The sequence below is a fragment of the Paenibacillus sp. 481 genome, assembly GCF_021223605.1.
In the GTDB taxonomy this organism is placed as follows: domain Bacteria; phylum Bacillota; class Bacilli; order Paenibacillales; family Paenibacillaceae; genus Paenibacillus_B.
Genome location: NZ_CP075175.1, coordinates 1130893 through 1148565 on the forward strand (window position 1 = coordinate 1130893; position 17673 = coordinate 1148565).

The 17673-nt window shown below is 44.4% G+C and carries 26 protein-coding genes; 9 read left to right on the forward strand and 17 right to left on the reverse strand.

What is annotated here, in order from left to right:
• Positions 1–341: 341 nt before the first annotated feature.
• Both KIK04_RS04845 and KIK04_RS04850 read right to left on the reverse strand, forming a co-directional pair.
• Positions 342–1610: a helix-turn-helix domain-containing protein gene (locus KIK04_RS04845; protein WP_232277182.1), complete on the reverse strand. Its 1269-nt coding sequence runs from the start codon at positions 1608–1610 to the stop codon at positions 342–344.
• A gap of 37 nt (positions 1611–1647) precedes the next feature.
• Positions 1648–2121 (reverse strand): helix-turn-helix domain-containing protein, encoded by a 474-nt coding sequence (locus KIK04_RS04850; RefSeq protein WP_232277183.1) that lies wholly within the window; start codon positions 2119–2121, stop codon positions 1648–1650.
• Positions 2122–2267: 146 nt separating this feature from the next.
• On the opposite strand from KIK04_RS04850, the gene KIK04_RS24160 reads away from it, so the two are divergent.
• The 9 genes from KIK04_RS24160 (at position 2268) to KIK04_RS04885 (ending at position 6425) form a co-directional block, all read left to right on the forward strand.
• Entirely contained in the window at positions 2268–2396 is a 129-nt protein-coding gene (locus tag KIK04_RS24160) for a hypothetical protein (RefSeq protein ID WP_269670994.1), read from the forward strand.
• Between the two features lie 191 nt (positions 2397–2587).
• Positions 2588–2716 (forward strand): hypothetical protein, encoded by a 129-nt coding sequence (locus KIK04_RS24165; protein WP_269670995.1) that lies wholly within the window; start codon positions 2588–2590, stop codon positions 2714–2716.
• Between the two features lie 49 nt (positions 2717–2765).
• The gene (locus KIK04_RS04855) at positions 2766–2978 is read left to right on the forward strand and encodes a hypothetical protein (protein ID WP_232277184.1); all 213 of its coding nucleotides are present in this window, start codon (positions 2766–2768) and stop codon (positions 2976–2978) included.
• 51 nt (positions 2979–3029) lie between these two features.
• Complete coding sequence (locus tag KIK04_RS04860) at positions 3030–3245, forward strand: tudor domain-containing protein (protein WP_232277185.1); 216 nt, start codon at positions 3030–3032, stop codon at positions 3243–3245.
• A gap of 55 nt (positions 3246–3300) precedes the next feature.
• Entirely contained in the window at positions 3301–3684 is a 384-nt protein-coding gene (locus KIK04_RS04865) for a hypothetical protein (RefSeq protein WP_232277186.1), read from the forward strand.
• Positions 3659–4396 carry a thermonuclease family protein gene (locus tag KIK04_RS04870; RefSeq protein ID WP_232277187.1) on the forward strand — a complete coding sequence of 246 codons (738 nt, stop codon included), beginning with the start codon at positions 3659–3661 and terminating at the stop codon, positions 4394–4396. Before KIK04_RS04865 ends, KIK04_RS04870 begins: the two co-directional genes overlap by 26 nt.
• 15 nt (positions 4397–4411) lie before the next feature.
• Positions 4412–4993 (forward strand): hypothetical protein, encoded by a 582-nt coding sequence (locus tag KIK04_RS04875; protein ID WP_232277188.1) that lies wholly within the window; start codon positions 4412–4414, stop codon positions 4991–4993.
• A 370-nt stretch (positions 4994–5363) separates the two neighbouring features.
• Entirely contained in the window at positions 5364–5609 is a 246-nt protein-coding gene (locus KIK04_RS04880) for a hypothetical protein (protein ID WP_232277189.1), read from the forward strand.
• Between the two features lie 201 nt (positions 5610–5810).
• The gene (locus KIK04_RS04885) at positions 5811–6425 is read left to right on the forward strand and encodes a hypothetical protein (RefSeq protein WP_232277190.1); all 615 of its coding nucleotides are present in this window, start codon (positions 5811–5813) and stop codon (positions 6423–6425) included.
• A 246-nt stretch (positions 6426–6671) separates the two neighbouring features.
• Here the strand turns inward: KIK04_RS04885 and KIK04_RS04890 are convergent, their stop codons facing one another.
• The 15 genes from KIK04_RS04890 to KIK04_RS04960 all read right to left on the reverse strand — a co-directional run bounded on the left by KIK04_RS04890 (position 6672) and on the right by KIK04_RS04960 (position 17663).
• Positions 6672–7370: a DNA-methyltransferase gene (locus tag KIK04_RS04890; protein ID WP_232277191.1), complete on the reverse strand. Its 699-nt coding sequence runs from the start codon at positions 7368–7370 to the stop codon at positions 6672–6674.
• 22 nt (positions 7371–7392) lie between these two features.
• A complete protein-coding gene (locus tag KIK04_RS04895; RefSeq protein ID WP_232277192.1) occupies positions 7393–8037 on the reverse strand; it encodes an N-acetylmuramoyl-L-alanine amidase in 645 nt (214 codons plus the stop codon).
• Positions 8024–8233 (reverse strand): hypothetical protein, encoded by a 210-nt coding sequence (locus KIK04_RS04900; protein WP_232277193.1) that lies wholly within the window; start codon positions 8231–8233, stop codon positions 8024–8026. The genes KIK04_RS04895 and KIK04_RS04900 overlap by 14 nt, the downstream gene beginning before the upstream one ends.
• Before the next feature lie 5 nt (positions 8234–8238).
• Positions 8239–8550 (reverse strand): hemolysin XhlA family protein, encoded by a 312-nt coding sequence (locus KIK04_RS04905; protein ID WP_232277194.1) that lies wholly within the window; start codon positions 8548–8550, stop codon positions 8239–8241.
• Between the two features lie 20 nt (positions 8551–8570).
• Positions 8571–9755 (reverse strand): tail fiber protein, encoded by a 1185-nt coding sequence (locus tag KIK04_RS04910; RefSeq protein ID WP_269670996.1) that lies wholly within the window; start codon positions 9753–9755, stop codon positions 8571–8573.
• A complete protein-coding gene (locus tag KIK04_RS04915) occupies positions 9755–10321 on the reverse strand; it encodes a phage tail protein I (RefSeq protein WP_232277196.1) in 567 nt (188 codons plus the stop codon). Before KIK04_RS04915 ends, KIK04_RS04910 begins: the two co-directional genes overlap by 1 nt.
• A complete protein-coding gene (locus KIK04_RS04920; protein WP_232277197.1) occupies positions 10314–11438 on the reverse strand; it encodes a baseplate assembly protein in 1125 nt (374 codons plus the stop codon). Before KIK04_RS04920 ends, KIK04_RS04915 begins: the two co-directional genes overlap by 8 nt.
• Positions 11431–11757 (reverse strand): GPW/gp25 family protein, encoded by a 327-nt coding sequence (locus KIK04_RS04925; protein ID WP_232277198.1) that lies wholly within the window; start codon positions 11755–11757, stop codon positions 11431–11433. The genes KIK04_RS04920 and KIK04_RS04925 overlap by 8 nt, the downstream gene beginning before the upstream one ends.
• 1 nt (position 11758) lies before the next feature.
• Positions 11759–12133 (reverse strand): phage tail protein, encoded by a 375-nt coding sequence (locus KIK04_RS04930; RefSeq protein ID WP_232277199.1) that lies wholly within the window; start codon positions 12131–12133, stop codon positions 11759–11761.
• A 26-nt stretch (positions 12134–12159) separates the two neighbouring features.
• Positions 12160–12594: a phage baseplate assembly protein V gene (locus KIK04_RS04935; RefSeq protein ID WP_232277200.1), complete on the reverse strand. Its 435-nt coding sequence runs from the start codon at positions 12592–12594 to the stop codon at positions 12160–12162.
• A 1-nt stretch (position 12595) separates the two neighbouring features.
• Positions 12596–13618, reverse strand: coding sequence for a phage late control D family protein (locus KIK04_RS04940; protein ID WP_232277201.1), 1023 nt, complete (start codon positions 13616–13618; stop codon positions 12596–12598).
• Between the two features lie 8 nt (positions 13619–13626).
• On the reverse strand, positions 13627–13839 hold the full coding sequence (locus tag KIK04_RS04945; RefSeq protein ID WP_232277202.1) for a tail protein X: 213 nt from the start codon (positions 13837–13839) through the stop codon (positions 13627–13629).
• Entirely contained in the window at positions 13839–16634 is a 2796-nt protein-coding gene (locus KIK04_RS04950; RefSeq protein WP_232277203.1) for a phage tail tape measure protein, read from the reverse strand. The genes KIK04_RS04945 and KIK04_RS04950 overlap by 1 nt, the downstream gene beginning before the upstream one ends.
• A 165-nt stretch (positions 16635–16799) precedes the next feature.
• Positions 16800–17123: a phage tail assembly protein gene (locus KIK04_RS04955; RefSeq protein WP_232277204.1), complete on the reverse strand. Its 324-nt coding sequence runs from the start codon at positions 17121–17123 to the stop codon at positions 16800–16802.
• A gap of 18 nt (positions 17124–17141) precedes the next feature.
• The gene (locus tag KIK04_RS04960; protein ID WP_232277205.1) at positions 17142–17663 is read right to left on the reverse strand and encodes a phage major tail tube protein; all 522 of its coding nucleotides are present in this window, start codon (positions 17661–17663) and stop codon (positions 17142–17144) included.
• Between the last annotated feature and the right edge of the window lie 10 nt (positions 17664–17673).

Sequence of the window (17673 nt, forward strand, 5' to 3'; positions counted from 1 at the left end):
TATTTCTTTGCGAAGCTGTGCTTATGACCGTAAGCGCAGCTTTTTAATGTGTATATGTAACGCTTCCCTCCTCTTATTTTGTCATATTTTGTATTGTGAGATTAGTATAGCATGGGTTATATCTCAAACCCCATTTTTTATTTTTGGATATAACTTTTAAGTTAGAACAAAAATAGGGCGCCTTGGCAGGCGCCCTATAAATTATTGTTTCCAAGGGTAATCTCCGGTGAAGAGCCTGATTGGCTCATCATCCACTACAATACTAGAGGTAGATGAGAAAACAACGAATGCAAGCAAGAAGACTGTAAAATAACGTTTTTTCATAAATCGATTTCTCCCCTTTATTTGTCTAAAAAACAAGACTCGAGATATTTTTCAAGCAACTCGATTGTTTCGATGTCCATACTTCGCTGGTTTGTCCTGTACAACCTGAACATTAGCATCAGACATTCGTGTTCGCTTGAATTATCATCTATTTGAACATAATTACCTGCTGCAAGCAAGTAATTATTTACCGATTTTTTCAAATCTTTAAGTAGTGCATAATAATCACCTTTTTGTTTGTAAAATCGTGCCAATTCCGCGCGTTTTAAAGGAGATTTGTAATTAATCTTTGTGATTTCTTCTTCGAGCAACAATAAGTCGGGGATAGGCCCCAATTGAGCCAATTGAATATAATTAGACACCAATTCATTAACCACATTTATAACGTAATCTGCTCTGCAATGTCGCAAACAAACTTCGAATTGGGTAATAGCAAGCTCTTTGTACCCTCGTTTAGACGCAAGCATCGCCTCAACCATTATATGATTATCATCATAAGGCGAACACATGCGATACTCCTCTATGTATTTTTCAGTCATATCGTAATTGCCCAGTGAAAGATATGCCTCACGCAGCATACCCACAGCGTGTATTTTAAATTCGGATTCGGTTGGTTCCGCTCTGACTAGATCGCAATACGTCACGATGTCTTTAGGCATACGAAGTATGAATGCATGAACAGCCAATCGATAGTACAGTGTAATTCGCTCGGCATCAGATAAAAATTCGATGTATTTCAGTACGTACTTACCCATATCGTACGTCTCTCTCAATCTACTAAAATCGTCTCGTTCAATTAGATAGGATTGCAGTTGAGCCTTTGCCAAGTAAGGCATTACTCCGTGGCCTCGTGAATAGTTGATAATCACTTTGAATAGAGCAAGTTTGGTGTCGGGGTCCTCCAGCGGTTCTGTGGTGTCATATAACTTCGCGATAGCAACGAGGCTATCGCTGTGAGGTGATTCAAGATATTTAGATGCAACTATTTTTGTTAAAGCAGCATCTTCTAGTCCAATTGCTTCGAGTAACATAATTTGCAATATGTCAGCTCTGCACTCGTACTTGACGTAACATAGTATCATTTCATTCATCGGAATGTTCAGTTCCTTTACAATCCGGAGCATGGTCGAATATTCCGGTTGTATAATTAATCCAGTTTCGATCTTTGAGACATGACTTTTACTCATGCCTACTCTTTCCCCAAATTTCCCTTGAGATATCTTGGCTTTTCGTCTGTAATGTCTGGTGAGGTCGCCAACGGTATGTTCCGACGGCGTTAAGTTCATGGTATCACCCTTTCAATATTATGTGAGAGCCCGAACTTTACGCATCGGGCTCTTCACTTTCTTTCCGTTCTTCCGCACGCACTCTCAAAATCTCTCTAGCACGTTCGATTATCACTTCTTTCACACTTTCATAATTGAATTCAGCTCCATTTTTGGGGATACCGAACTCGTTGAGTAAATCCCGGATTTCGTATTCGTTGAGGCTTAGATTACTGGAAGTAAATTTTCCAAGCTCAAATATCAGTTGTACGACTTTAGCCTGATTTTGTTCTACTTTCAATTCTCCTGACTCAACTTTGTATCCAAAAGGCGCATCTTTCACATGAACTACAACTTCACTCAAGTCCACGTCCAAGAATGTACAGGTCCTATCCAATATATCCATGGACACATTTTCATCTTTGCCCATTTTAGCAAGCTGAGTAGTACCTATTCCAATCGCTTCCCGAAATTCAGTTTTTGTTATCCCCTTTTTAGCAAGAGTAACCCACAACGGCTTAAACGAGAACATGACCGTACATCTCCTTTCTGAAATTTAATATCCCCATTATAAAATTAAATATCCCAAAAAGCAAATATTATTGTTGACCAAATATCTCATAAGTGGTATATTATATTTAGGAAGTGAGACATTAACTTCCCAAAGGGGTGAACAATTTGGATAAAGTCATCATGCTCATCACAGCTTTGACTAACTTGGCAATCGCGGTAATAAATGCGTGGTTGCTAATCAGAAAGAAAAAAGAAAAAGACGCCGACCGAGGCAACGGTCAACGTCCTGAGTAAAACCCAAATGAGCAGGGGCGAGTAAGTAGCCCCTCTCACCCCACGATTATACACCATTGAATGTATCAATAGAAAGAGAAACTCGGAAAGGATGGTCGTAATGACTACAGCAATCGTCACGGTAACTTTTGCAGCATTGGTTGTAACAGCCTGGACACTTTTCAAAAGTAGAAAATAAGGTGGGATGCGAAGTGATACGAGCTCGAGTATTTGAATTGCAATGGGGCGGATCGATTATGCCCTATGTACGTTATTTCGAAAACGAGGCAGCAATTGAGGCATTCACAAAAGAAACCGGATTTCGGATTGAGGTACTATAGTCGCGGGGCTTCGGCCCCTCGAACTATCTAATGAATGGAGGAAGTATTGATGTGTATCTACGGAGCGATTTTTAATGCCTACAAAGTGGAACTGAACGCAGATGTAGCAGAACAAACAGCTACAGCATTTTACGCTCAACAGGTACGATCGATTTTGACTTGGATCGACCTGTCCGACTCCGAACAGTTGGATGAGATTCGAAGATTAAATCAAGCTTTCGCAACCCAGTTCCTGTTGTCCCGTCAATGTTGTAAAATATGAGTTAAAGGTGCACCTGTCATGAATTCGAAAATGACAAGGGAGGAGATAATCATGTTCAATCCAAATGAAACTATCGAAAAATTAGAGGCTTTAATTGTTGAAAATAAAGAGGCAGAAAATGTGGAAATCCCTCTTGAAGATGTTAGAAAGCTTCTCAACGATTTTCTAATATTGAAGCATCAAGCGGATAGCCTAATCAGCGTTCTTGGTGAATTGAAAGACTTGGCGGATCAAGGAAAGCTAATAAGAATATCGGACAAAACCTAGGGACTACGCCCCGATGGTCACGGCAATCCTCAAAAAATGAAGGAGTGAATTATTTATGAGTCGTTTTGAACAAGTCATAAATACGCTTATCGAAATAAACAAGAATGACCAACAAGCAATAGATCATTTAGAAAAACTTGAAATGAAGAGTCAGTTCCGCGCTCCTGAAATGCAAGGTCAGAGCTGGATGGACCTCGCCATGTTCATTAAGTCAACAATGACAGCAGAACAACTCGCAATCTATCTTTTTAATCAGTCGGAGGCAATACTCTTCACTGATTCCGAAAAAACGGAGCTACAAAGAGCTCTCCTTAAAAACCGAGATAACATCAACAAATTCATAGCTTCAGACAAAACAAACGACGCAGATGAAGCAGTGGCGGAAACATGGCTCGAAAACAATTCAAGTGCTTATGAAAAGCTACAGTCCGATGAGTAGGGTATTATCGCTTTTACTAATTGCCACACTTCTTGCTGGATGCAACTCACAAACCACACAGCAACCCCAACCAACAGCAGCCAGCCCTATTACTGCCACAACGATTAAGCAAGACAATGCAAAACGTATCAAAGCGACAGTAACGGATGTCGTCGACGGCGATACAATCGAAATCGAGATGGATGGAAAAACAGAAAAAGTCCGTTTGCTTCTCGTCGATACGCCAGAGACAAAGCACCCGCACAAACCCGTCCAACCGTTTGGTCCAGAGGCTTCCAACTATGCGAAAAAGCAGCTGCAAGACCGCGACGTAGAGGTCGAAATTGACGTCTCCGCACGGGACAAATACGGTCGCTTGCTCGCATACATATGGGTGGATGGTAAGTTATTTAACGAAGAACTGCTGCGTGAAGGGCTTGCTCGTGTAGCCTACGTTTACCCGCCTAACGTAAAATACGTCGATCAATTTCGTGAGGTACAGGCTGAAGCACACAAAGCAGAACGCGGCATATGGAGCATCGAGAATTACGCAACCGATGAGGGGTTTGGTGAAAATGTAGAGCAGCCGGCTACCAAGGAGAAATCGGACGACGAGGTTTACTACAAAAACTGCACAGAGGCTCGTGAGGCAGGTGCGGCACCAATATCCAAAGGCGATGCAGGGTATAGAGCAGCGCTGGACCGTAATGGTGACGGCGTAGCATGCGAGTAAATCGGAGGGAATAAGATGGGCGGATGGCAAAGCAGTAACATGGAAAATTATGTGGCACCTAAGGAATTTAAATATGTTAAGAATGAAATCGTAAACATTAATAAGTGGAGGGAACAACATCCCCATGTAAACTGTTTTTATTGCGCTAAAGAACGAGAAGAACACGAAATGGAATTCACGTTTTCACCGCAACAAGATGAAGAAAGATGGACAGACCGAATGTCAGGACTGGGCATATGCAGATTGTGCTTTCAAGATTTTCGAATCGGCAATCTATACACCGATCGGTATGTTGTAAAGCGCATTTTGGCTAAGTACAAAACTTCGTCTGGCGTAGTCAATTGGTTTCAGCGCAACGGGTACGAGATGTTTGGTGGCAATGAAGAAAAGGAATCGGATTGGATTTCTTATAGATTTATAAATAATCCTGTGAAATACTTTTCCTTTTTAGCGGAATCGCGAAAGAAAGAACCGTTGCCTAACGGTGGGTATTTGACCCCTGATGAGGGGCTTGAAATGCACCGATTGTTGGACGATGATTCGATTATTTCAATTCGGAAAAATGGCGAGGTTTATATTTACACATACAAATGCTAATTACAAAAGCCCCTATGAGGGGCTTATTTTTTTGGTCTCGCATCCGCGTATACATGTTTCATACACTTCACACAGATATACTCCCCCTCTATCCACTTCCCCTTCATATTTACTTTGCATTGGCACACGTCGGAATTTGCCTTGCGCACAGGCCTATGCTTGGCCGCACGCGATTGTAACTGACTATACCATTCACTCATTTGCTTCACCTCAAACAGAACATTTGTTCTTATTATAATCACACCTTGATGATTTATCAATTTCTATAATTTAGGTTTTGTTCTTATTTTGTTCGTTTGACAATAGTAAACCGTTTATTGTATATTTAGACCAAGGAAAAACAAACCAATTAAGAAGGGTTGGGATTAACTTGATTAAGGTTGAAAGAATTGTTTTCGTGAAGGATTTTCCGGTTGATGGTGAAGCTTATGCCATCTTAGCAGGTGGAAACGGATTTGCATTCGCTTGGGGAAGTGAATATCCATTTGCGGATGAGATTCCCGCTAAGAACGTTGAAGATGGAGCTGACGGTTTTGAATGGCATGAGACAGAACAAGCAGCCCGTTTCGCCCTGAAAGCGGTGCTGGATTCGAGAGAATTGGCTGAGGGAAAGTAATAACGCCCCCGAATGTAGTTGATATACAAGGTTTTGCGGATTTACTAGGGATATCTAGACAATCCGTATATACAACAGCTAAACGAGTTGTTAAGCCGAATTATCGAGGGAACTTTCCTAAACCAGATTATCTCATCGGCGGGCGTCCATTGTGGTTAAAAGATAAGGCGGAAAGACACGCTGCCACGAGGAGGTTTCAGTGTGGCGAGGAAAAGAACGCAAAATTATCAAAAGAAAAGGAGCGTGATTCACTTGGCAATTAGCGCACATACCCTGAAAGGGGTGGAAGAAATTTATGATCTTATCAACGCTACGCCATCGAGCGTAAGCGGTGAAGAACTAAAAGAACAGCTGAAATCCATGTTCAAAAAAGATGAATCAGGGTTTTTTGGGATTGTAACATATAGCAAGGGGGAGATAGAAGTAGACTTTTTGGGAGGAGAGAACGAACCAAGGTATACAGAAATGGTAGCATCTCCACATGATGGTTTGTGGAGTGTATATAAAATTTGCCCTGATGTTGAATTTGGGGCTTCACATTTTGGAATAAATGCCTTGCATCATTTCCAAAATAGCACACTTGACGATGAGTGGGATGATTCTAGCATCACGCTGGAATTAGCAAACGCACTCACGAAACGGGGACACACCTACACGGTAGGCGCGAAAATGAATGAAGAGGGGATGTTTTGCATTTTCGCTTGGGACGAAACAGAGTCTAGCTCAGTTTCATTTGAAATTAGCGAAGATGGCACCTTATGGTCAGACGGAACTATTTACACAGATTCCAAACTATTCTACCTCGATGAAGATTAATAAGGCCGATAGCCGCTGTGTAGGCGAATTTTTATGTCCAAGAACACGAAGAAACCACCGCTATGATAACGGTGGTTTCTCGTAAAATGTGAAATGAAAAGTCATTTCAATTCCTCGTAGGAACAATAGTTGCTACGTATATGATAAATCACACGGAATATCTTGTCAACAAAAAAAAGCCGTCGAAGGCATACACCCTCGACGGCTCAACTGATTGGGAAAAACATCTTCAAAAACAAATGTATATTATTTTCCCACTATTTTCAATATTTTATTTTGTGAAATTTTAAAATATTCTTCATCAATTTCAAATCCGATGATATTCCTACCATGTTTGCATGCTGCTTCGACGACCGGACCTGATCCCATGAAAAAATCTCCGACTGTCTCTCCTACTTCACTGCTGCATAGAACAATCCTCTCCATTAACTCTATGGGTTTTTCGGTTGGATGGATGGTCTTGTTGCCTGGAATACGCTTGATGCGCCATATATCCGTCTCCTTGCGCGTGGAGATACGCCGAACCTTGTGACGGCCTTTAACTGCCATGATGATAAATTCATGTTGATAACGATACTGCCAGCCCATGCCCATATGAGCCTTGTCCCAAACGATGCAGTTCTTCACCACAAAGCCAACTTGCTGCATCCACAGCGACACGAGCGGATACATGCGCCAATCGATAAATACATAAATGTGTCGGCCAGTTTTCAACGTGCGATATGCTTCACGCAACCAACCAAATGTGAAGCGTCTAAAATCATGATCCGACAGCGTATCGTTGGCAATAGTGTTAAAGCGTGGCTTTTTATTTTTTGTCATTGAAGTCCCACCGAAACCAAGATTGTAAGGCGGGTCACAAATAATAAGATCGAGGGACTCGTCTGCAATATGCTCGCGAGCCCCTGTGATACAGTCCATGTTGTATATCGTGCTGTTATTCATGTTGTCTCCTTGATGTCTATTTTTATTTTGTGACGGTAACTTTCTTCTCCTTTTGGTCCCATGTCGTACTAGCCCCCAAAGCTGCTGCTACGTCACGGACAGGAGCATATGCTACACCGTCTACTAACATAGTATCCTCTATATCCACTCCATTTACTTCAATCGTTACTTTCTGCTGCGGCTTGTCCACGCGCTTCAGCTCCTCTTTGATTAAATTAAAAAACGCATCCCAGTGTGGTAGGATGCGACTCGGACATTGCTTACCCGACCAGTGACGGTGCGGCACAACATGCTGCAGCGGAATGTTGTGACTGCGTACCAACATGGCTACGAGCTGCGCAGCGTTTTTCCATGCGCTCTTCTCGTTGATACCTTGATTCATACAGATTTCAATGCCAATACTGCAGCGGTTTCCTTTGCTGCTACCAGCGTGCCATCCTTGCTCATCATCGCGCAAATGCTGGTACGCCTCACGGTCGTCTACCGTGTAGTGCCAACTTTTCTTTTCCCCGCCACTGCCGTTGATAACGTATCTAGCGTGTGCTTCGGCATCCGCATCTACACTTGTATTATCCGTGTTGTGTATCGTTACATAGCTCGGTGTCATGAAACGGTTCGGCTTATTACTCTTTCCGTTCGGAAGCAAGCGCTGTTTAATTTGGACCATCTTTTTTAGCACCTCCGTTTCCGTCGAAAGTGGAATAAATACCGATACCAATCAGCGAATACGATAGTAAGTCAACGCCTAACTGGTAAATTCCAACCGCAGGAGCAACCCCCCACTCAGATAGTAACTGATAGATGAAACCGGAAAGCGCCAAAATAAAATATTTGTTCTTGAAACGGCTTTGAATATTTGTCATAGTAATCACCCTTTCAATTTTATAAAGAAAGCAAAAATGGCAGTGACAGTACCTGTGACACACGCTCCCGTCACTGTCCGCCAAAGCCATTTTTGATTGTCTTCTATTTTATTGACTTCTTCTTTAAAATCTTCTCTTGTTTCACTAAGGCGATGATGCGCCGACTTACCTTGATCAAGTGCTTCCTCAGCAATTGACCTCACGGCCTCAACCTTGTGTGGCAAATCACGTATGACGTCAACTTTTGCCTCAAGTCGAGCTAAATCGACCCTGACATTTACTAAAGTTTCGGTCACAGCTTTCATTTCTTCGGACACCTCTTCTCACCTCCTTCAATCTAAAATCCGTAGAGGGAAAATCCTGCGTGATGCCACCCAAAACCAAAATCAGCAGGAGTACGTTGAACTTCTCTGGCACGTACCTTAACTGAACCTGCTAGATATTCGATGTCTATGGCAAACTGCATCACACTACCACCGCCGTTGCGTACCCATCTGATCTTAATCTCACCTGTGGGCGCATTATTCGCGCGGATATGCCCTACATCATTTTCAAACTGGTACGACCCAAGTGCGTCACTCCCCGTATGATATGTTGAAAGATGAAATCCAATAGGAGTACTAAAAGGAGTGGTTACTGTGACCCATTGTCCAAGCGGCAAGAACACAGCTGCAAAATGCGTTTGCACAGTAGGAGGCCCTGATTGAATTTGGCGCACCATAGCTGCCAACTCAGCCCAGGTATTGTTGATGGTCGCTGGCATTCCTTTGGCAATGAGCGACGCGACCACCGCTGCCTTAGCGTCATTGCCATACTGCTTTGCCAGCGCCGCCTCATCGTACACTTTTTTCAGAGCGCTTGCTGTTGGCGCCAAATTGAGCGCTGTGCTTGTGACTGAATCTATTAGTTGGACTATCCCCTGCGTAGTGACTGTTGCTTTAGGTAGCGCTTCTGCCGTGTGACTGTGTTGTGCTGGGGCTGCGCCAATTGATGTCACCGTTACTTCTTTAATTTTTAGCTCAGTGTATTGCTTTACCCTAATTTCAGCCGCCGCGATTTCTTCGGGTTTTGCCCAAACGAGTGATGCATCAATTGTTGCGACTACATTAGTTGCTCCATTGATGATCAATATCGCGTCGAGCGCTTTTTCAATTACATCGGGACCGCCACCAGGAGGAAGGAATTCAGCAGTTTGCCCCGAATTGGCGTAGGCATACAGTATTTCACCCTCTGTCGGGTCCTGTGCAAAAATACCAATCTCGCGCAAGTAGAAGCCCGCTACGATGTCTTTATTTGTGATGACAGTTCCAACAACTGCTTTCCCCTCGCCTTGGAGGGCCAATTTGGCAACACCTAATGATTTTTTCTCACTGATAAGTCTATTCAAGCTGATAGGGTCGGAAGTTCCTAGCTGACCGTCACCGAGTGCGAAACGGGTATAACGTAACTGCACTCCGGTTTGAGCCTTGGCGTGAAGATTTCGACCTTTTTGTGTCAGTGTGAATCCGTTAAACGCAGCCATTATGTCACCACCTGTTCTATTGTTAATTTTTCGCCCATGTGCAAAGCACCTGCAAAATACAAATTCATATTTTCGGTCTGTGAAATAACGATCTTTTCAAGCCGAGCACTCAACCGAGTCACAGATTCGACAGCCTTTATAAACTCTTGTGCCTTTGAGGTGGTCACATCCGGATTGTTCGTAATAACCCTGTAATGATAGGGCTGTCCGCCATATTCAAACCATTCCTCGACTTTGCCTTCACCAAAAAGGGATGTCACCAATTCCTCTATAGCGCTCGGCGTTGCCTTACGCCTATGCCATGGAATCGCATTTTTAACAAGCTCCCGCCTCTGCTGCAACGGAAGAGTAGGATCATAGAAATCGACGTGAAACTCCCAAGCCAGATCGTCCACTTCTTCGTCGGTCAATTCGTCCATACGTGAAAAGCGTGGCAGCTGCCTGATTTCTTCTATGAGCTCATCCAATTCTCTATCAATGGCTATAGCTGCCGCTTTAATATTTGGATCTTTAGCTACGTTAGAAGGTAGCAGATCGAGCAAACTAACACGGACAATATCAATCATCAGCCAGCCCCCTATACGTCACAGTAGGCGTCGAGGTAACCGCTATTTCGGCGGCTGCAATCACTCCATACGTCGGGCTAACGACATCGACACGATGAGCTCCCGCCAACATTACTCGTCGTATAAGTTCAGACGGGTTAACATCACGCCCTAACTTTGACTTTTGCCACACCACAAAATCATTCACCGCTTGCGCAACAGCAGACTGTATGGTGACTGCTTCCGCCGCACGCTCACGAATAATCCAATACGAAAGATCTATGGTGTATGGTTTTGTCGTCGGTGCTGCAACCGTAACCCTGTCGGTGAGAGGTCGAACTTTTCTATCGTTTAATGCCACGGTGACAGCATTAAGAATGTCCTGCGTCGGCATCCCGCCACCAGTCAGAAGTGGAACAACCCGAACCTCTCCAGGTGCTGGCGAGCTCACACTAACATCAATAATTGCTGGGCTGGCAGTCTTAGCCCAATATTGATATGCCCCAACAGGTCCGGCCACAGAAAATGATTCAGGCGCCGTTCGTATGCGATCACGGTATGAGTCATCAGATTCTATTTCTGCTCCACCACTGCTTTCAGTATTGTTACGTACATTTGCAACAAAAGGTATAGGGTCAACGAGGGTATCAATTTGTCCTACCAAAAATCCGTTTCCTACTAATCCCGATGTGGTGCAAGAGCACGCTATGTCAAGAGATAGCTCCCCTGGTCGTATTTCCGCCACATTGTCAGTTACGAAGAACAGTTGGCTCCCGCCACCTGTCACCCTTGTACCTGCTGGAATAGTAACCGCAGACGGGCGCGGCGCGGAAAGCGTGAACCTAACAGTCGTCTTTGCCGCTGCTGCTGGTAACCGCTTAGTTTCCGAGCGTGCACCAATATGGTCTAGGAAATCTCCCCTAGCGTATTTCAAATGATCCAACTTTTTGCCATGGTTTATAAGAACGTGTTGATGGCTCAACATTTGTGCCGTAGCCAATAAAAAAAGGCGTATCGGGTCCGCAGGAAATAATTTGCGACCTGATACTGCCTCAAACGTGGAAACTAAGTTGTTAATAGTTTTGTTTACGTCTTCATCAACGAAAGTTATGTCTGGTAATTGGTTTAAACTACTCACCTTCCCCCTCCTCCACTAAACCATATCTCACAATCGGGATGAGTTGTCCCAACTGCTCTCCATCCTCATAAACTACTTCTATTACTTGTACGCGATGTTCGTACGTGTGAATAGCTGTTATGATCTCACCTGTCATTCTCGCTTGCACAAGTTCTTGCGGCTCGTCCAGCATGGAAGCGTCAAAACCAAACTCCCTATCCAATGGTACGCTACCGACCATCGTCCCCAAAATGGTACGTAAGTTTTGATTGATCTCTTCAATTCCATCCGGAGCAAAGTCGATACCTGTGCTTTCTCTCCTAACTTCAAATGTTCGCATCTTATCGCCTCACATTACGAACGTACTCTTCCAAGTTAACTGTGACACCGCCAGATAGAATTCTACCCTTGTTGTCTATTTGCTCCCATTTTTGTTCCACTGATGTGATGACCCACATTCCGGTTCCGATCGTTCTGCCGCCAACAATGAGTGGAACAGCTTTTCCGGTGGCTGCGAGCTGCTGCAATTTTGCCATTTCATTAATCGGGTTCATGCCACGTTGTATGCTAAATTGCATCGCAAATGAAGCCGTATCAAGGTTAGGCCCTATCCATTGAGTTAGCGGCTTGCGACCAAGTACTTCATGCTTTGCCCACCGTCCAGCAGTGCTACGACTGAACCCGTCGAAAGTACGTATCTTTTGGTTTGTGGCCACGAAAACTATTCCACCGAGTGAACCGATCATGGTGAGATACCGCCATGTGAAATTTTACCTGTCACTGTGAGGTTGCCTTCGATTCGCACACCATCTGGCGCTTTAATGGTTGTTTTACCTTCGACTACGATACCGCTCATCGCTTTTATATTCAGTATTTTTGTCTCACTGTCATAAAAAACAAAACTACCATCTTCAAACCAAACACCGAGCTGGCTTGATTTAGTAGTCGGCGGCTTGTCATCTTCCCCATAATAAGAGCCAATGCAAAACCCCTGATCATCGTCAAAAACACAAACAACCATGTCCCCAACTGCAGACATGGCGTAGACTTTTGCGCTATTGGTTTGCAAAAAGACAATAGGCAGCTCGTCAGACACTATGTCGTCCTGATCAGCAAATGTGACACGGACAGTTGCTTGAGCTGCATTTACGCTTGAAACTGTACCGATGCGGATCATGCTACCACCCCAATACTTTTCTTATTTCTAAGTCGGTACGGTATCCACCTGAACCAACGGCATGCTTTGCACTCACAATGATGTACTTGCCATCGAATCGACCGAAGTCTTTTAGTTGGATTGTAGCGCCTGCTGCCAGCCTAACGTCACCCATCATGGACAAGCTTGCTTTTCCGACTTCTTTATTTTTTTCTCGTAACTTCTTCTTCGCCAATCGTATGCCTGCAGCTTGAGAGTCTATCTTTTCTTTAATTCGCAATGTCGGTCCCGTCTTCGGTGCGCCTGGCGGTGTGTACGAAGCTTGTATTGTTTTTGTCATCTTCTTTTTTTTATGTTGATACGTAACAACACAAGAACGATACGCCGCTCCTGATGTACTCCAGCTAAACGAATACGAACTGACATTGCTTTCCCCGCGGTTAATCGTCATAATTGGCGCCTGTTGCTCAAATTTTGCTTCATCAAACAACACGAGCTTTCCGCCTGTGATCTTGATAGCCACCCCTTCTTTAATGCAAGCATCCATAAGAAAAGCCATGTCGGACTGGTCTTGCTGTTCAATGCGATCATACGTTGTGTCATCTGCGCTGAAAAAAAGCTTCAAACCTGCCCTTTTTGCGATGTCACGTGCTAGGGTTGATAGTTTTACCTTTTCCCATGCCCTAGTTCGTTTTTCATGGCGAATTGACGCACTTACTGGCAAAGATAAGGCTTTGATCTGCACTGTGTCCGGTGGACCAGCGAAGTCCACGGCATCCACGGAAAATGTCCCGCACGGAAGCTTCATGGTCTCGCCGTGTTTAAACCAGTTGTGCGTGATGATTTCCGCCTTGATTTTATCTCCCGCCATCGAAATCCAGTCCGATTGCCAGCGGCGTTCGCGGTCTGCAAGTGTGAGCTGCAAGTCATCTAAGTAGCCAGGTGCCGCATCCGAGTAATTGAAATCAATCAACCAATCGGATAACGGCCCTGAAATGTCTTTTCCGTTATATGTGAGTTTCAGTTCTGCGCGGCGAGCGCTCATGATTTTGGTCAATCATCGTCACCTCGTTTCCACGGAGGCAATGTATCCGCACTTTCAATTGGCGCGTCCGGTACAAACAGCTTCACTCCTGAACCAAATACAACTATGTGAGCGTAATCAGGGTTGGCGTTCATGAGTAGTGTCATTTTCCGCTCATCGCCGTACATCCTGTGAGCAACGATGTCCCATGTGTCGCCCTGTATCGTTACATATTGTCTCATTACTTCATACTCACCCGCCCAACTTGTTGTTTGAAAGCATTGAATTGGCGCTCAAAATCCGGTTGAGTGGCTGCAACAGCTCTTTTAACTACTTGCTCATCAGCATTCCCGTGGACGATTATTGTTGGACTAAAGATAAAGTCCCCAACCGTTGTTGTTCCGCCGCCTCCACGTGGTGTTACACCAAGCATGCTACCAGCAGTTTTCCACAAATCCATTGAGCGCTGCGAGTTGTTTATGGGGACAATTACTTCCTTGTCTCCGCCTTCTCCAATCCACGCCAATTCCGGACGGGAAACAATGCCCCCCTCCGCATAGCCTTTGACTTTTTCAAGCAGCGGAATCTGCACTCCAAACTTGCCTCCACCAGGAAGGTCAAAGCTAATAGAGTTCATGCTCTCAATTGCACCGTTTATCAGGTCTATTGCAATGTTAATTGGCGCAACTAGAAACTCTCCTAAGCCTTTAAATATCCCAATGAAAATATCTTTTACGCCTTGCCAAGCACCCTCCCAGTTACCCGTAAAAACATTTGTGATAAAGTCGGTGATCCCTTTAAAGGCGATCAATAATCCGTCGATAACACCTTCTACACCGTCTATTGCCGTCATAACGACGTTTTCGATGATTGGAAAACATTCGTTGAATGCGTTAAACAACTCATCCAAGATTGGCTTTACAAATTCAAAAATTGCGTTGAATGCGTCTCCGATGCTGTTAGCAATTTCAACGATGCGTGGCAGAAAAGCATCCATCATGGACGAAAGTTTTGGGAAAACCTTAGTGGCTAGAAAATCAAATATTTTTGAGATAACCGGCCATATCTTGTCCATTAGGTATGTCACCACTGGCATCAGTGCATCGGTAATTTCAAGCCCCACTTCATAAAATGTAGCACCGATGGACGCCACAACGGGAATTACTTGGGCGATGATACTGCCGATGGACTCTATCACTGACATGACATGCGGCTTAATATCGGTCCACAGCGCGATCATACTTTCTTTTATCGCGCCGACTTTTTGAAATGTACCATCCATGCCCGCAGAATCCAAACCACTCATAAAAAGATCTTTTACAAATACCATCGCATTACCTACACCCTGAAATGCGACTCGGACTGCTGCTCCCCATGATTTCGCTTGATCTGACTCTAGCCATGTTGTCATACTACCTACAAAATCAGCAGCAGCCGTTGCTACTTTTTTGATTAGCGGCATTGTTGGTAATAATGCCGCAATTTGTAGCGTCTCCATCGCGCCCGAAAATTGTTCGACTGCTCCCTTCGCGTTATCCATTTTTCCTTTCGCAACATCTAACGCGGTAGTCTCACTCATTTCTTTGTTAAACTTCTTTACTCCCTCGGCCCCTGCCTCGAAGAGAATATTTCCAGCTCGTACAGCATCAGATCCGAACATTGTTTGAAGCGCCTGCGCTCTTTGCTGATCAGTTAAATGTTTCATGGATTTTTGCAATAATCCAGAGATTTGACTGAGATCTTTCAGCTTGCCTTTAGCCGTGAAGAACTGGTTGGCACCTTTCGATGTCATCAATCCTAATTGATGGAAAAGTTTAATTTGCTCTTTGCTCTTAGGTTGGAGTGTCGCAAGCATCGTTTTTAACGATGTACCAGCATCAGACCCTTTGAGTCCCTTATTTGCGAAAAGCCCCATCGCTATGCTAGTGTCACGAAACGTCATTCCAACGCCCGAAGCAACAGCAGAAACGGCCGATAAACTGTATCTCATCTCTTCAACACTGGTGGCTGAGGCATTTGCTACCCCAGCAAGAATATTCGCAGCATCAGCAGCTTTCATTCCATCTTTTGAATATGCGTTCATCGCTGTGGACATGATTTCGGCAGCCTCAGCGAGTTCAACTCCTCCTGCAGCAGCGAGGTTCAAAGACGCTTCAAGCCCGTCCCCCATTACTTGTTTAGTAGACATGCCCGCTTTGATCAATTCCTCCATGCCCTGTGCAGCTTCAAGAGCTGAGTATTTTGTCGTTGCCCCCATTTTCAATGCAAGAGCTTGAACCTTACCCATTTCATTGTTAGCGAGACCGCCCAGTACCTGAACTGAATCAATCTGTGCCTCAAAATCCATTGCTTTTTTCGTGGAACTACCGACCGCATATGCAGCTCCAGCTCCAACAGCGAGTGCAGGTGCTGACATAAGAGCCGCACCTACAAAGGCCCCACCCGCTGCACCTCCAGCTCCGCCCCTACCCCCAGCACCTCCAGAACCCGGACTAGGCCCGTGCATACCTTGGATTCGCCTCATCTGCTGCTCTAAATCCCTTATTTGCTCAACGTATGTTCGAATGTCGCTGCCAAACTGGTTTGAAGGCATTCGTATCGAGCGAATGCTTCGCAAGGAGTGTTCTACGCTACGTAAATCCGGTACGAGATCACGCAGTTCTCGTTTTAGGCCGGCAAAGACATTCGCCGGACCCCGAAATCTCCTGAATTTGAGTTCTAATTTGTCTATACCATTTTCGACTTGTTCAATGTAGTTCTGTATCCCATTCCCTAAGTGATTAGATGGCATTCGTATCGAGCGCATGCTTCGCAAGGAGTGTTCTACGCTACGTAAGTCAGGTACTAGCTCGCGGGTTTCTCTTTTCAAACTTGCGAAGACGTTGGTGGGCCCACGAAAACTCCTAAATCGTAGTTCTAGCTTTTTAACTCCATCTTCTATCATTTCCAAGTCACTTACCGCAGTTTGCATGGTGTTAGAGTAGTTTGACTGGAATTTGGCCGCTAACTCAAAAGCAATTTTATAAATTTTAGACATCCACTCACCTCTCCCTCTTCGGCTGGCTATCCTTTATCGCTTCTGCCCAGCTCATCAAATCAGTAAGGGGGAGATCTAACCAATACGGTACAGGGGTTTGAGTTGACATAGAAAAAGAGACAACCGCTTTTTTTAGCAGTTGTCCCCCATTCTTATCTGCAAGGCCTAACTTAGCAAAAAACCCTGTACCTTGACTGTAATTTTTGAGAAGTCTTTTGCAGGCATCGCAGCTACCATCTCATATGGCACGCGAGCAGCACACGCTGCAACATGTGCGAGATATTTTTTTGACATCTCGTACACGTGAATTTGCTCTGTTGTTGATTCTTTGACGCGACGCTCACAGAGCATCATGTCATCTCCTGTCAAGCTATCGAGGTCAAGAAGAACTTCGGTATATTCTTGCCCTTCAAATTTAAAAGGCCGACTGAGCTCAAAAATCCGCTCGTCGGCCTCTTTGTTCAATTTTATTGTTTTATCTTTACTCATGATTAAATTCCTCCTTTGTTATAGTCCTAACTGTGAACGCATTTTTGCAAGGTAATCGACACCATCGATAATAAATTTAAAATTGTATTTGTCGATCTCAAGCAGCACTTTTCCACCAACCTCAAGTTTGTAATAAATGACTTCAAACTCATTTAATGAGTCTGTTGTCGCACCGACAGCTAGTTTTCCAGTTTCAAACTTTTTCGGAATCGCCCGAACCGAGGCCTTTATCCCCACTTGATCGTACGAGCTGGTGGTTGGATTGAAGACTTGTTCGGATGCTCGGAAGTCTAGTGCATGTGCAACTGGAGCTGCTAAACGAATAGCAGCTGGTTCAATCGCACGCCAATTCAATGTGCATGTCATGCTTGCGAGAGCGCCAATTGTTGGGCTGTTCACTTCTCCGAAAATTCCTGCACCCTTCACCGCCTCGGTAAGGGATTCGACGCTTGGTAACTGCACTTCGGATGTACCTAGGAACGTACTACCGTTTAAGTACACCGTGTATTGGGATACTCTTTCAGCAATTTGTCGAGTCAATTTCAATTCC